General features: G+C 39.5%; 11 protein-coding genes. 6 read left to right on the top strand and 5 right to left on the bottom strand.

Annotated elements, in window-relative coordinates; all coding sequences use genetic code 11:
* The first annotated feature begins 19 nt into the window (after positions 1–19).
* Entirely contained in the window at positions 20–400 is a 381-nt protein-coding gene (locus ABXZ32_RS12580) for a RidA family protein (RefSeq protein ID WP_354619027.1), read from the top strand.
* Here ABXZ32_RS12580 and ABXZ32_RS12575 read toward each other — a convergent pair.
* The 4 genes from ABXZ32_RS12575 to ABXZ32_RS12560 all read right to left on the bottom strand — a co-directional run bounded on the left by ABXZ32_RS12575 (position 393) and on the right by ABXZ32_RS12560 (position 7,905).
* A complete protein-coding gene (locus ABXZ32_RS12575) occupies positions 393–1,244 on the bottom strand; it encodes an N-acetylglucosamine kinase (protein ID WP_354619026.1) in 852 nt (283 codons plus the stop codon). The genes ABXZ32_RS12580 and ABXZ32_RS12575 overlap by 8 nt on opposite strands.
* Before the next feature lie 75 nt (positions 1,245–1,319).
* Positions 1,320–2,321 carry a type I glyceraldehyde-3-phosphate dehydrogenase gene (gene gap / locus ABXZ32_RS12570; protein WP_354619025.1) on the bottom strand — a complete coding sequence of 334 codons (1,002 nt, stop codon included), beginning with the start codon at positions 2,319–2,321 and terminating at the stop codon, positions 1,320–1,322.
* An 18-nt stretch (positions 2,322–2,339) separates the two neighbouring features.
* Complete coding sequence (gene pfkA, locus ABXZ32_RS12565) at positions 2,340–3,326, bottom strand: 6-phosphofructokinase (RefSeq protein WP_354619024.1); 987 nt, start codon at positions 3,324–3,326, stop codon at positions 2,340–2,342.
* 154 nt (positions 3,327–3,480) lie between these two features.
* Entirely contained in the window at positions 3,481–7,905 is a 4,425-nt protein-coding gene (locus ABXZ32_RS12560) for a translocation/assembly module TamB domain-containing protein (protein ID WP_354619023.1), read from the bottom strand.
* A gap of 90 nt (positions 7,906–7,995) precedes the next feature.
* On the opposite strand from ABXZ32_RS12560, the gene tsaD reads away from it, so the two are divergent.
* Positions 7,996–9,018 carry a tRNA (adenosine(37)-N6)-threonylcarbamoyltransferase complex transferase subunit TsaD gene (gene tsaD, locus ABXZ32_RS12555; RefSeq protein ID WP_354619022.1) on the top strand — a complete coding sequence of 341 codons (1,023 nt, stop codon included), beginning with the start codon at positions 7,996–7,998 and terminating at the stop codon, positions 9,016–9,018.
* 10 nt (positions 9,019–9,028) lie between these two features.
* On the top strand, positions 9,029–9,364 hold the full coding sequence (locus ABXZ32_RS12550) for a TfoX/Sxy family protein (protein WP_354619021.1): 336 nt from the start codon (positions 9,029–9,031) through the stop codon (positions 9,362–9,364).
* Positions 9,365–9,478: 114 nt separating this feature from the next.
* Here the strand turns inward: ABXZ32_RS12550 and ABXZ32_RS12545 are convergent, their stop codons facing one another.
* Positions 9,479–11,956, bottom strand: a complete 2,478-nt coding sequence (locus tag ABXZ32_RS12545) for a family 16 glycosylhydrolase (protein WP_354619020.1) — start codon at positions 11,954–11,956, stop codon at positions 9,479–9,481.
* 235 nt (positions 11,957–12,191) lie between these two features.
* Here ABXZ32_RS12545 and ABXZ32_RS12540 point away from each other — a divergent pair, with 235 nt between their 5' ends.
* The 3 genes from ABXZ32_RS12540 to ABXZ32_RS12530 all read left to right on the top strand — a co-directional run bounded on the left by ABXZ32_RS12540 (position 12,192) and on the right by ABXZ32_RS12530 (position 14,954).
* A complete protein-coding gene (locus tag ABXZ32_RS12540; protein ID WP_354619019.1) occupies positions 12,192–12,896 on the top strand; it encodes a 16S rRNA (uracil(1498)-N(3))-methyltransferase in 705 nt (234 codons plus the stop codon).
* 302 nt (positions 12,897–13,198) lie between these two features.
* A complete protein-coding gene (locus tag ABXZ32_RS12535; protein WP_354619018.1) occupies positions 13,199–13,849 on the top strand; it encodes a DUF4159 domain-containing protein in 651 nt (216 codons plus the stop codon).
* A 4-nt stretch (positions 13,850–13,853) separates the two neighbouring features.
* Positions 13,854–14,954, top strand: a complete 1,101-nt coding sequence (locus ABXZ32_RS12530) for an AI-2E family transporter (protein WP_354619017.1) — start codon at positions 13,854–13,856, stop codon at positions 14,952–14,954.
* Positions 14,955–14,959: the final 5 nt, after the last annotated feature.

Here is a 14,959-nt window from a genome sequence, read left to right as displayed (position 1 = left end):
ACAACTAAAAAAATCAAAGATGAAAAAAGTAATCACTACCCCAAATGCGCCGGCACCCATTGGACCCTACAACCAAGCAATTTTAACTGGCAATACACTGTATATCTCTGGACAAATACCCATGGATCCAGCCACCGGGAAATTAATAGAAGGGGATATTAAAAAAGAAACGGCACAATCCATGGAAAATTTAAAGGCCATTCTTACCGAAGCAGGAATGACCTTTGAAAATGTTGTGAAATCTTCCATATTTGTGAAAGATATGCATCAATTTGCGGCAATAAACGAGGTTTACGGTGCATATTTCGATGCAGAAACTGCACCTGCCCGTGAAACAGTGGAAGTTGCCAATTTACCTAAGTTTGTAAATGTGGAAATCTCCATGATCGCCATTAAATAGTATCCTTATGGAATTCCATGAGACCCTCAATAGGTCTTTGGCGAATGACCCCTAGGATTAAATCATTACGGTCTAAAACCGTGGCCAATTCATCCCTAAGGAAGTGTGCAATACTGCCTACGAAATTCACAGGGACTTTTGTGGCCAATTCAAACTGCATAATGTAGTTGTTCACAAATTGTTGCAGGCCTTTGTCTATAACCCCACGACAATATGGATGTTCCTTGTTCTCGATGATAAAGCGGGCAAACTTGGCTAAATAGGTATTAGGGTTCGGCTGTTTGTATAAGTTATCCTTGATCACATCTGCATCCAGATCATATTCTTTGGCGAATTTTATCCCCAAATCCTGTGGCATTTTATGAAAGTAGTAATCTCTCAAAAGCTTTCGTCCAAAGAAATTTCCACTACCGTCATCCATTAGGATATACCCCAAGGAAGTTACTTTTTGTATCAGTTGGTGACCGTCATAATAACTACAGTTAGATCCGGTTCCCAAAATACAAACGATCCCTTGGTGCCCTATTTTGGTAGTAGCATAAATGGCGGCATATGTATCTTCCTTTACTTGAATTTTGGCATTGGGAAAGAAATCCTTGAAAATGCCTTTCAAAAATAATTTCATGCGCTCTGTACCACATCCCGCACCGTAAAAGTAAAGTCCGGTTACGCTATCCTTATTCTTTGAAATTTCAAAGTTATTGGCCATACGGTCCTCAATCACCTGCCTGGTCAGCACTTCTGGACTCAACCCCAATGTTTGGGTTGTAAACAACTGTTCCCCCTTATCATTTAGGGCGATCCAATCCGATTTTGTAGCTCCACTATCAACAATTAATATCATAGGCCCATATTTAAAAAGAAACCTGAAAACGGACTAATGTCCACCTTCAGGAATTCTTTCAATTAAAAATTATTCTTAAAGGCTAGAAACGTACTCTGCCAAGTCTACCAATTTGTGAGAATATCCTGTTTCGTTATCATACCAAGATACTACTTTAACAAATTTAGAGCTCAATTCGATTCCAGCACCGGCATCAAAGATACTTGTACGCGTATCACCGATAAAATCTTGAGAAACTACTGCCTCTTCCGTGTAGCCCAAAATTCCTTTTAGTGGCCCTTCAGAAGCTGCTTTCATTACTTTTTTGATCTCTTCGTAAGAAGTTGCTTTTTCCAATTTCACTGTTAAATCAACCACAGACACATCTGCTGTAGGCACTCTAAATGCCATACCTGTTAATTTACCATTCAATTCAGGAATTACCTTTCCTACTGCCTTAGCGGCACCTGTAGAAGATGGTATAATGTTCAATAAAGCACTACGTCCACCTCTCCAGTCTTTTCTAGAAGGACCATCAACAGTCATTTGTGTAGCGGTTGTAGCGTGAACCGTAGTCATTAAACCTTCTTCTATTCCAAAGTTATCGTGCAATACTTTGGCCAAAGGAGCCAAACAGTTGGTTGTACAAGATGCATTGGAAACAATCTTATCAGATGCTTTAGCTGATTTATGGTTAACACCCATTACAAACATTGGCGCATCAGAAGAAGGAGCTGAAATAACTACTTTCTTGGCACCACCATCAATATGATATTGTGCAGTTTCCAAAGTGGTGAAAATACCGGTACATTCTGCAACTACATCAGCACCAACTTCATCCCATTTCAAGTTTTTAGGATCTCTTTCTGCAGTAATACGGATAGTTTTACCGTTTACTATAAGATTTCCATCTTTAACTTCAATAGTTCCATCGAATCTTCCGTGAACAGAATCGTACTCCAATAAATATGCAAGATGGTCTACATCCAACAAGTCATTGATCGCTACTATATCCACATTATCTCTTTTCACAGTAGCTCTGAAGACCAATCTTCCTATTCTACCGAATCCGTTAATTCCTATTCTCAAATTTGACATTTCTCTAATTTTAAATTTTTATGTTGTCATTATTTCGGATACTCTCATGAGCTCCAAATCTATTTTAGTATGCCCTTTAATGGCTTTACTTATTGGGGTCATTGTAATTTTATTATCTTGGATGCCTACCATAAGATTGGTCTTTCCCTCCAATAAGGCTTCTACTGCCCTTACTCCCATTCTACTTGCCAATACCCTATCGAAACAAGAAGGCGAACCTCCTCTTTGCATGTGTCCCAATACAGAAACCCTAACATCGTAGATCGGTAGGTGGGTTTCTACATATTCCTTAAGCTCAAAAACATTCTTACCTGTTTTATCACCTTCAGCAACCACCACTATACTCGATGATTTGCCTGATGCCTTACTTCTCTTAAGGGATTCCAATAAACGTTCCAATCCCAAGTTTTCCTCAGGTATCAAAATTTCCTCTGCACCTGCACCAACACCGGCATTCAATGCAATATGACCAACATCCCTACCCATTACCTCAACAAAGAACAATCTGTTGTGGGAACTGGCCGTATCCCTAATTTTATCGATTACCTCTACAACCGTATTTAAAGCCGTATCATATCCTAATGTATAGGTAGTTCCGAAAATATCATTATCTATGGTTCCTGGAATTCCTATTATTGGAAAGTTAAACTCCTGGTTGAAGATCAAAGCTCCGGTAAAACTACCATCACCACCAATAACCACTAAAGCATCAATACCTGCTTCCGTTAACTTATCATATGCTTGCTGACGTCCTTCCTTGGTTCTAAATGCCAAAGAACGAGCCGACTTTAGGATAGTACCCCCTTTATTTATGATGTTGTTTACACTACGGGCATCCATGGCTTTGAAATCGCCTTCTATCATCCCTTCATACCCCCTGTAAATACCCATGCATTCAATTTTCATATACGCACAAGTACGCACAACCGATCGAATGGCAGCGTTCATTCCTGGAGAGTCTCCACCAGAGGTAAAAACCCCTATTTTCTTTATATTTGAACCCATTAAAATCTTTAAAAAAGTAAAACTAGGAAACTTATTCCAATAAACTAATTGAAGTAAAGGTTATTTTACGAACTGACTAAACCTCAAACGTTTTCGTTAACAATTTTTAGCTATTTGGGTAATTAAGCAACAGAAAATTTAGAATTTTAAGGATTTAGTTATCCCCGTTTTTTTCTGTAAATCGGATAATACTATCTTTTTCTATTATAGCTGTGGAATTTGGTTGTAGTGCCTTTTTCTTTTCCTTCCTTTTGTCTTTCCCAAATAATCTGCCAAGCAATTGTTCAAAGGTATTAAAATCTACCTCATAAGACAAGCCCACTCCTTGCGTATATCCCTGATTATTAGACAAAAACTGCTGTATTTCGTTCTCCCTATTGAATATTTTAAGACTAAGGGTCCCCTCTTCATTCAACAATACCTGCACCTCAACATCTCCGGCCACCACGGTTTCACTTACCCCGCCAACCGGCACTCCCAGCCTACCATTGATCAGCACCTTATCACTGATCTGGGTGGAAACGGTCACTCCTATCCTATTTTCTGTCTGTATGTCCGCACTCTTGGCCAGCTGTCCTTGCTCATAGGAGAGTCCAAAATCGAACTTATCACTGTTCCCATCAAACACTTGGTTCAACAATCCGGAGGCAGTCTGTATCAGGTTTCCGGTTACTGCCTGTTGGTTAATGCCCGAGACCTCATTTACAAATGTGCCCTGAGCCATCAAGAAAAAGGCGTTTCTCTCCATCACCGTTGGATCCTGTAGACGGTACTGCAGCTCTGATTTTACTACAGAATTGGTTCCTGGGAATTCAATATCAAAATTGATTTCAGGACTTTCCAATCTACCATTTAATCTCACTACAACATCCGTAGGGATTCTTCTGGTATATCCGGGATCGTCCAAAAGGGGCGCCGGATTGGCATTCAAGGAATAAACGGCTTCTAAATTTAAAGTAGCCGCCAAAGGATCCCTTTCCCAAACCACACTTCCACCAGGTCTCACTTTAAATCTTTTATCGATTACTCCCCCGAATTTATGGTGGTATTCCCCTGTTACAACCACAAAATCCCCATACATATTGAACTTACCCAAGGTATTGATCTCTATCAACAAGATCCCTTCCCCTGTTCCTTTAAGAGAACTCCCCGTTTTTTGATCCACCACAATCTCCACTTCAGCCTCTGGGGTAACCAAGAGATCGAACTCCAGCTCCAAACCTTCCGTTGTTTTAATGGTACGTTGGGCCTCTATCGTTTTTTTACTGTTTTTTTCAATGAAGGTTATGAAAGAAAAATCGCCCACACTGGCCACATCGCTCAAAGGAATCTTCAAAGAGGTACCCCTAGCAGTGCTTCCATTTACCTTTATCGTCAAAGCCTTGGTAGACCCATAGATCTCCCCTGTCCCGTTCAGAAATCCAGTCCCATAGTACAATTCGTCCTCGCTATATGGCTTATCCATGATCATAAACCGATCATTTTTGGTATCCACCTTTAGATCCAGATTCCATTCTTTAAAAGCTTGATGCGTAATACTACCATCAATGCTGGCTTGGGTGTTTTGTGATATATCTGTTAATCCAATGTTCTCAAAATAAAAGGTCTGGTCATAGAGGCGCACTTGGGAATTTTGGGCAAAGGCATAATCCACATTTAAGTATGGGATGGCAATGCCTGCATTGTTCAATGAGAGCTGCCCATTGATATCCAAATTATTTAAATCTCCCGTAATTCGTGCATTCCCGGAAACATCTCCCCGAATGCGATCAATAACCCCTTCTCCCAGGGGACTGAAAGGTTCCAAACTAAAGTCATTAAAGTTTGCCAAAAGATCTGCCTGCGGAATTTCGGTCCTATTGGATATTTTACCAAACACACTCATCCTATCCACCCCTCTATCGGATAATTGGGCGTTGACCACAAAATCTGTCAAGTCCTGATTTCCAACAATGCCTATTGAAAGATCCCCTTGTCGGATGTCATTAACGGTAAAATCACGGATATCCAGGTTGGAGGACGGTAGGTAGATTCCGTCTTTTTGGCGAACATTTAAAACCCCATTCACCTCTCCTTTTAAGTTTAGGCTATCTATATTGGGCGTTATTTTATCCAAGGAAACAATCTTAAACTGAAGCTCCAGGTCCTTATAGGTAGAATCTGCCAATTGCCCCTTAAGCCTTATCTGTTCATTTTCCTCATTGTTCATTACGATTTCCTCAATCGTAATACTATCCAACTTACTATTTAGTATGACCTTGTTCTTATTGTTACCTTCATTATTCAGCACCCAAGTATTGCCCTTAAAACTAAGGTCGGACCTTTTTAGACCAATTACGGATTTCTTTTGATTATTGAAGGTGTGATAAAAGTTTAGGTTATAACTATCATTGTATTCACTGCCCCCTTTAAATTCCGTCCTAAAGAACAGGGTATCGTTAATGGTCGTATTGATCAGGTTGAAATCTTTTACATCGTAGTACTTTGTTGAGACATCAGCCACCGAAACGAAGGTGTTGAAAAGGGGGTTTTTGTTATCCACCTTCACATCAATACTGTCCAGCACATTCCCAAAAGCCGTAATACTGGGCGATTTAAAGGTAAGTTTGAAATCGCCCTCATCAGCAATAACGCTTCCCTTGATAAAAGTATTGGGACCAAACTCCACCTCGGGAAAAAAGACCTCTACGATCTTATTGTAAATTTTAAAATTAAAAGCCAAGCGTTGCCCGTCTGAAATCTGATAGGGTTTGTAATTGGTGTAAATGCTTCCAATAGCATTTTGGACCAATTTGCCCAGTTCATTTACTTTAAAGTTCCCTCTTAGGTAGCCGGTAATGATATCTGGAGAGTTTATATCTATGACCCTTACGGTATCTTTTTCAAACGTTGATGAGATTTTAAAATCATCGAAATAATAGATCTCATTCTTATTTTGATAGCTGGTCTTGGTAAAATTGATGTCCCCTATAAAGTTGTCCACGCTATTTCCGGAAACGTCCATGGCGATATTCCCTTTAAAAATAGAAACGCTGTCTTTTATAAAATTCAGCTTCTTAAAGTCGGCATATGCCACTGATGCCACAAAGTTAAAATTGTTGCGCCTCTCTTTTAAATCGGCCAGCCCTTTAAACTCAAATTTGAAATTCTCATCTGCAGATACCAAAGACCCATCAAACAACTGGTCTTTTAGTATCCCCGATACATTTAAATTTTGATAGTTGTAATCATTAAATTCCAAGTTGTATACTTCCCCAGTGACCTTAGTATTCAAAGTTTCCTGAACAAATCCCTTTCCTTCTACATTGACATCCAAATTAGTTTTACCCAATTTCTCATTATTGACTATTTCACCCAGATCAAAATCTATCAAGGAAACAAATCCCTGGTAGGATGCATTGTCTATATCATCTATGTCGGTTAGGGTCAGATCGGCATAACTACTACCAATAAGTGTATTTATGTTCACTTTTGCCTCAATGACCTTTTGGGTGATCCCTGCCGTTCCCCTAATGGTAAATTGGCCCAATTTTTCAAATATAGAAGGGATATTATCTCCGAGCATTTTAGGCATCAAAGATCTAAGTTCGTAATAGCTGGTTGACACGTTCCTCATTTGCGCATTGATCACAAAGGGATCCGCTTTGGTAAATAGATTTTTAAAATGAAAATCGCCCCTTACCCCGGTATTATCCGATTGCAAAAAAAGATCGGTCGTATTTAGATCGTTCAGTACGCCATTTACGGTAGCGGAAAAATAAGCCTCCTTACCCTTGCCAAATTCGCTGTACAATAAATTCACCTCGTCAAAGGACACTGTAGACTCTTCAAAATTCGCGATAATATTCACCTTGTTCAGAAAGTCTGCAAAATCTTCCCTGTTATAGTTGAAGACCAAATTACCTTTGATATTGGATTTCGGCGTTTTTATCCGAAGGGAATCAAACCTCATCTGTTGTTTGGAATATTTGAAGGAAGTCCCCATATTTTCCACTTTTAGCCCTTTTTGACTGGAAAATGTTAATTTTTGGATCTCTGAGGTCACTTCTGGACCCAATATCAAGAAATTGTTGGCATTTATGTTCAGATCCTTAAAATCAAGGACCTCATATGTCTCCCTGTTCTCATCAATCAGCCTAAATTTACTATTGGATATTTTCACATCCGAAGATGAAAAATAAAATGGTGGTGTTCCTGGATCCCTAGGTTTCTTATCATCCAATTTATCAATAAATACCTCGAGGTTACTACTGCCCTCCCCTTTATAGGTCTTCAATTTAAAATTGAGCTTTTCAACTTTTATATCCCCAAACTCCAATTTTCCATTCACTAGGTTTCTAATATTAAGAATAGAAGTAGAAAGCCTGTCGATATAAAAAAGGGTGTCCTTTTGATAGTCCTGCACAAAAACTCCCCTTAAGGATGTATCCCAGGATATGAGAGAAAATTTTAATCGGTCTATATTAATATTTGTCCCAAATTCTGTGTTGATTGTATTCGTGGCAAATTTTGCCAATCTCGTTTGAACTATGGGCAAAGACAAGATAGCCGTACCTAGAACTGATATCAGCAAGATCACCAATAGTATCCTAAGGAGTATTTTTCTTAATTTTTTGATAGGGCTTTATTGTTTTACCTTTGTTGTTTTCAAATTTTATTCCAAAACTAAGTGGAACATCAAAATATATATATTCTTGCTATAGAATCTTCATGTGACGATACTTCAGCGGCCGTTTTACACAACAACAAGAAACTGAGCAATGTTGTGGCAACGCAGCATATCCATGAGGAATACGGGGGTGTTGTACCCGAACTTGCCTCTAGGGCCCACCAACAAAATATTGTTCCTGTGGTCCACCAAGCATTGGCCAAAGCAAATATCGATAAAAAACAGTTATCCGCCATAGCTTTTACACGTGGTCCTGGACTTATGGGATCTTTATTGGTTGGCACCTCATTTGCCAAGTCGCTCGCACTGGGTTTGGACATCCCTTTAATAGAGGTTAATCATATGCAGGCCCATATTTTGGCGCACTTCATAGATGAAGAAAATAACCCAAAACCGCAGTTCCCTTTTTTAGCGCTCACTATAAGTGGTGGACATACCCAAATAGTATTGGTCAAGGGCTATTTTGATCTTGAAATCTTGGGAGAAACCTTGGACGATGCTGTTGGTGAAGCCTTTGATAAGAGTGCTAAAATTTTAGGATTGCCTTATCCCGGAGGGCCACTGGTTGACAAATATGCCCAATTGGGCAACCCGAAGGCCTTTCCTTTCCCAAAACCAAAAGTGAAGGATCTCAATTTTAGTTTCAGTGGGTTAAAAACCAGTATCCTCTACTTTATACAAAAGCAGGTGAAGGAAAACCCAAATTTTGTTGAAGAAAACCTTAATGATATTTGTGCTTCCATACAGTATACCATTATAGACATTCTGATGAGCAAACTTAAAAAGGCCGCCAAGCAAACAGGAATCAAACAAATCGCAATTGGTGGTGGGGTATCCGCAAATTCAGGAATTCGGCAAGCACTCAAAGATGCGGAAAACAAGTATGGGTGGACTACCTATGTTCCCAAATTTGAATATTGTACGGACAATGCCGCAATGATAGGAATCGTAGGATACTTAAAATATTTAGAAGGTAACTTTAGCGACCAAAGTATTACCGCAAAGGCCCGTTATGTAATATAAACACTTCGGCATGGCTTTCAATGAGGACTTGGCAAATAGAATAAGGGAAACCTTAAAATTGTTTCCGGAAGAGTTTACCGAAAAGAAAATGTTTGGCGGACTTTCCTTTCTCTACCAAGGAAAAATGACGGTTGGTGTTGTAAAAGACGAACTAGCTGTTAGGGTCATAGGTGATAAAATGGAAATGGTTTTAGAAAATCCACATGCCCGGCCCATGGATTTCACAAATCGGCCCATGAAGGAATTTGTATTCGTCATGAAGGAGGCTATTCAGACAGAAGAAGAGCTTTTATCCTGGATAGAATTGGGGTTGGAGCACGCAAAGCACAAAATTCAGAGAGGGTAAGGCTAATTCCATGGTAAGTTATATAACCTAAAGACGTAACTACCTATTATTCAGATTCACCAAAAAAAATAAGCCGTTAGATTCTAAAATCCAACGGCCTATCAAAATAAATCATTACTTAACCAATCTGATCGTTTTAATCGTATTGGAACTATCTATGATTTTAATAATGTATAATCCTTTTGGCAATGAGGATATATCCATTTCACCTTCAACTCCATTCATTTGCTTGGTCATCAATACCTTGCCACTTAAATTATAGACTTGCGCTACTTTTGCATTTTTTAAGTCTCCAAAAGTAACCTTAACGATATCTTTAGCCGGATTTGGATAGATCATGAAATTGATATTCGTGTCCTGCACAATACTTATATCACCTTCACCGGGAAGGGTGGAAACAGTCCCTGACTTTGCAGAAGCACTTGAACAGGTAACAACATTTTGAGCAGAATCATAAGGTAATGATGCATAAACCACATTATCCACACAAAGGTTGACCACAATGCCCCCTTTGGAACTGGCTAGGGTCTGTAAGACAGCCACACCATTGCTATCGGTAACCGCACTTACCTGTTCACTGAACGTACCTGAAAAAGTCCCTGTAACGTTGGCATTTAAAATAGCACCTCCTTGATCGTCCAAAATAGTGACCGTAGCTGAGCCGGACTTACTGCCTTTTCCCATGTCCACGGTCCCCGTAGTTATTGAGGCAACATGAACACTCACAGGATCACCCGTACTTTGGCCGGTTATACCAACACTCAGTGAGGTGGTAGAAGTCAGCTCGTTGTCTGTAGCTACTGCGGTAATGGTTGAATTACCTGCTACTACCTGCCAGTTGACACTGTAAGGCTGTGTTGTGTCAACTCCAATTGAATTTCCATTTATATAAAATTCAACCTGAGCTATGGATCCGTCGGCATCTGAAGCATCGGCAGTTATGATAATACTCTCACCTTGTGATAATATTGCTCCATCAGTTGGGCTAGTAACGCTTACTACTGGAGCTTGATTTCCCCCTCCTCCGTTATCAACATTATAACTATCCAAATTATCAAAATAATAGGTATCTGAGGTAAAGCTATTTGAGGCGAACAACAAGATCATATTACCCACATCTGTTGATGAGGCAGTGCCGTCTGGTTTGTCCAACAATGTAAAAACCAAACGTTGCCAGGTATTGGTCTCTTCAATGGTGGCTATATAGCGACTATGACGCCCACTGGGGTAATTTGAAGGTGTTGCTACTGAAGTTTCCAACTGTAAGATAATATCTGTTCCTATGGGAGCAGATGTATATACATCCATAAAAAATTTCTTTTCCTTGGATACATATTGGGACGCATCTGTAATGTTATTCACATCATACACCAAAATATCATATTGCTCTTGGGCATTACGATCATATTTTCCGCTAAGAGCACTTCCATTAAGGGCATTAGGCGCAGGATTGGCAACCTCTGACAATGTGCCTGTAGCCGAAGAATAGCTCGCAGTAGAGGGTTCATCAAAATTTTCAAAAGAAAAAGCTTTAACATACGGTTGCTCCACTTCAACATAAAGGTTTAAAAGTTGGGCTCCACATCCATCGTTGAACGAGGCTGATATAGCGCCACTTTCAGTACCAAAATCCACCACAACAGAGGAGGATCCCTGCCCTGATACTATAGTAGCCCCTTGTGGCACCGACCATGACACATTTGTGTTGGCCGGAACATTGGCCAAACTGTAGGTAACCCCTTGAGCCTGGTTAGCAACAACCCTTTCTCCATTAACAAAGGCTTTAAAACCATCATAAACCCGAACATAGTCCACCTCCATGGTTGCAGGTAGCATATTATCATTCACAGTACCCCCAAGATTACCTCCAACAGCCACATTCAGCAGAAAATGAAAATCCTGATCAAAGGGCCAGAAAAAGGGATCAACATCTGAGGTCTTTTTTACCGAATACAATGTTCCGTCCATAAACCATCTTATTTCACCTGGCTCCCATTCAATAGCAAATTCGTGAAATGCATCTGGGAAAACTCCATTTTGAAGCGTATACGTATTACCCTGGGATTGATTGTTGGGATAGAGATCGCCATAATGTATATACCCTAATATTCTGGCGGGATCTGAAGCCACAAATTCCATGATATCTATTTCCCCGCTCTGAGGCCATCCTCCATACACCTCATTGGTCGACAACATCCAAAAGGCCGGCCAAAGTCCATCCCCCAAAGGCAACTTAATTGACGCCTCGAATCTCCCATAGGTAAAATCTCCCTTTGCCTTGGAATTGATCCTTCCAGAGGTATACTTTGATCCACGGGTCCTTTCCTTTTTAGCAGTGATCTTTAAAGTACCGTTGCTCACGGTAACATTACCTTCTTGGTAGGATTGGAGTTCAGAATTTCCCCATCCACATATTCCTTCTGCACACCCATCCCCGGTCTGATAATTCCATTTGGTAACATCCAGGGAAGTTCCAGAAAATTCATCGGCCCAAACTACTGTTGGACATTGCGAAAAAACCATCGGCAGATTCGAAAGAAGGCCTATGAGAAATAAATAATTCCTAAGCGCTTTAATTGTAAAATTCTTCATAATTTGGCGGTTAAATTGTTAATTCCTCACAAAGTAGCCCTACAATTTATTTCTTACAATTATTTCACCTATACATGACCACAACATGCACCTTAAAATTAGAAATAATGACTATTTTAGGTCTTCAGATGGTGGAGTTTGATTTTGTTAGTTATTAAAATTATATTTAGCTCTTTTTGAGGGTTCTTCAGATATCACAATTAATTGGCCCGCTTTATAATTTTTAAGATAATTCATGCAACTCTTTTATAATCCAGATCTTAATTTAGAAACCGAGCAGTTTACTTTCCCAACTGATGAAAGCAAGCATATTGTTAAAGTATTACGTAAAAAAACAGGGGACATTCTTCAGATAACCAATGGCCAAGGAGATATGTTCCAAGCAGAAATTTTGTTTCCAGATCACAAAAAATGTACGGCTAAGATTATTGAAAAGAAGCATTACGAGCCCAAAGACAACAAATTACATATGGTAGTGGCCCCAACAAAACTCAACGACCGTTTTGAGTGGTTTTTGGAAAAGGCTACGGAAATAGGTGTTGATGAAATTACCCCACTGATTTGTGAACATTCAGAAAGAAAGGTAATCAAAAAGGACAGAATGAATAAGGTGATCCAAGCTGCAATGAAACAGTCACTACAAACGTATTTGCCAACACTAAATGAGGCCATTACGTTTAAAGAATTTTTAGCATCCTCCATGCAAGGGGATCTATTTATAGCCCATTGTGAAGAAAATGGGAAAACCGAGCTAAAAGAACGGATGAGACCAAAATCACAAACCACTATTCTTATAGGCCCTGAAGGGGATTTTTCCACCAATGAAATAGCCTTGGCCATAGAAAAGGGATTCCTCCCCGTTGCCCTTGGCCAAACCAGGCTACGCACCGAAACTGCAGCTATTTTTGCCTGTGCCACGGTAGCCTTAATTAACCAGTAAAAAAATTCCGCACTTCCAACTATACATAATTGGAAATGCGGAACCACAATAAACACTTACTAACTTATCCAGTAAGATGAACACCGAATAATCTCTTTATATACAGGCAATAATCGACCAGCAAAATACTTTCATTACCTATATTGATGATAGCTTATTTCCAAAAGTGGAATACTGCTACCAAATGCTTTTTATCCCATCAAATTTGTGAATCACAACCCACTTAAAAAGTATTGGGGTATAATGATTTTTTTGAGCCTCTTTTATTAGTAAATTTGAAGTACTTAAAGGTACATAACTCAATGAAAAAACTTGCTTGTTTTGCTGTAATTTTAACTTTTTTTGTGAGTTTTAACATTGAGGCTCAGGAAATTGCAGTTTTAAAATACAACGGAGGTGGAGATTGGTACGCCAATCCTACAGCCTTACCCAATCTCATAAAATTTTGCAATGACAAAATAGGAACACGGATAAATTCCAAAGCACAAACCGTGGAGGTTGGCGATATCAATTTATTTCAATATCCCTTTTTACATATGACCGGACATGGGAATGTATTCTTTTCCCAAGAAGAGGCAGAAAATCTCAGAACCTATTTACTTGCCGGCGGGTTTTTACATATTGATGATAATTACGGGATGGAGCCTTATCTAAGAAAAGAGCTTATCAAAGTATTTCCGGACAAGGAATTGGAGGAATTGGGAAAAGACCACCCAATTTTCCAGGTACACTATAAATTCCCGGATGGCCTGCCTAAAATTCACGAACATGATGGCAAGCGACCTCAAGCCCTTGGAATTTTCCACGAAGGACGCTTGGTACTGTTGTTTACCTTTGAAAGCGACCTCAGTGATGGCTGGGAGGATGAAGCCGTCCACAATGACCCTTCAGAGGTGAGGCTTAAAGCACTACAGATGGGCGCCAATATTATTTCTTACGTATTTAAAAGTTAAAGCTATGACATCAAATACAATTGCCTATGGCATAATAAGGGCAGTGGCCATCATTACAGGTGTCCTATTATTGCTTTATTTTCTTTACACCATCCAATCTGTCATTGCATATCTCGCTATTGCAGCGGTGGTAGCCTTGATCGGGAGACCCATTGTCATATTTTTGAGAAAAAGGTTAAAGCTACCAAATATTATAGCCGTAATTATGACTATGTTATTAATGGTGTCCATTTTTGCTGGGATAGTAGCTCTTTTTGTGCCCTTGATCACAGAACAGAGCAAAAACCTCTCCCTTTTGGATATTGACAACTTACAGAAAAGCCTCGATTCTTTATACTGGGAAGCAACAGAGTATTTTGGAGCATCACCAAGAGTGGTCAATGAGATGATAGAGGAAGCCGATATTGAAACTACTATTTTAAAAGATTTTAATATGGGATTCATTCCCAAAATCCTAAACTCCTTTGTAGATGTTTTAAGTACCGTTAGCATAGGTCTATTTTCCGTTCTATTTATCTCCTTCTTCTTTTTAAAGGACAGTAAATTATTCCAAAAAGGGATTCTTATTTTTATTCCAAATGATAAAGAAGGTGGGATGATCAGTTCTATTGACAAAATCAAAAACTTGCTGTCCAGATACTTTGTTGGACTCCTGTTACAAATCTTCATTCTCTTTGTTATTTACACGGTGGTATTACTCATAGTTGGAATTGAAAATGCGGTCGTCATTGCCTTCCTCTGTGCGCTGTTCAATATCATCCCATATCTGGGTCCGATCATAGGCGGCAGCATCATGATTATTTTGACCATGACCAGTAATTTGGGCGCAGATTTTAGCGCAGTAATTCTACCTAAAACAGGGTGGGTATTTTTGGGTCTTGTGATTGGTCAATTGGTTGACAATTTCTTTTCACAGCCTTTCATTTTTTCCAGTAGCGTGAAGTCGCACCCCCTTGAAATATTCCTGATCATTATAATTGCCGGACTCCTTTTTGGGGTTGTCGGTATGATCATTGCAGTCCCTGGTTACACCGCAATAAAGGTGATTTTAAAGGAGTTTTTGGCCGATAACAAGATTGTGATGTCTCTCACTAAAAACTTATAGTTTTA

The organism is Sediminicola luteus, assembly GCF_040566555.1.
GTDB lineage: Bacteria > Bacteroidota > Bacteroidia > Flavobacteriales > Flavobacteriaceae > Sediminicola.
Note: the sequence above shows the minus strand (reverse complement) of the source record. Positions and strands in the feature narration are given on the sequence as shown.

Coding starts and splice junctions, on each gene's coding strand:
- ABXZ32_RS12540 (WP_354619019.1), top strand. CDS start 12,192: ATGCAACTCTTTTATAATCCAGATCTTAATTTAGAAACCGAGCAGTTT.
- pfkA (WP_354619024.1), bottom strand. CDS start 3,326: ATGGGTTCAAATATAAAGAAAATAGGGGTTTTTACCTCTGGTGGAGAC.
- ABXZ32_RS12530 (WP_354619017.1), top strand. CDS start 13,854: ATGACATCAAATACAATTGCCTATGGCATAATAAGGGCAGTGGCCATC.
- ABXZ32_RS12550 (WP_354619021.1), top strand. CDS start 9,029: ATGGCTTTCAATGAGGACTTGGCAAATAGAATAAGGGAAACCTTAAAA.
- ABXZ32_RS12575 (WP_354619026.1), bottom strand. CDS start 1,244: ATGATATTAATTGTTGATAGTGGAGCTACAAAATCGGATTGGATCGCC.
- gap (WP_354619025.1), bottom strand. CDS start 2,321: ATGTCAAATTTGAGAATAGGAATTAACGGATTCGGTAGAATAGGAAGA.
- ABXZ32_RS12580 (WP_354619027.1), top strand. CDS start 20: ATGAAAAAAGTAATCACTACCCCAAATGCGCCGGCACCCATTGGACCC.
- ABXZ32_RS12535 (WP_354619018.1), top strand. CDS start 13,199: ATGAAAAAACTTGCTTGTTTTGCTGTAATTTTAACTTTTTTTGTGAGT.
- ABXZ32_RS12545 (WP_354619020.1), bottom strand. CDS start 11,956: ATGAAGAATTTTACAATTAAAGCGCTTAGGAATTATTTATTTCTCATA.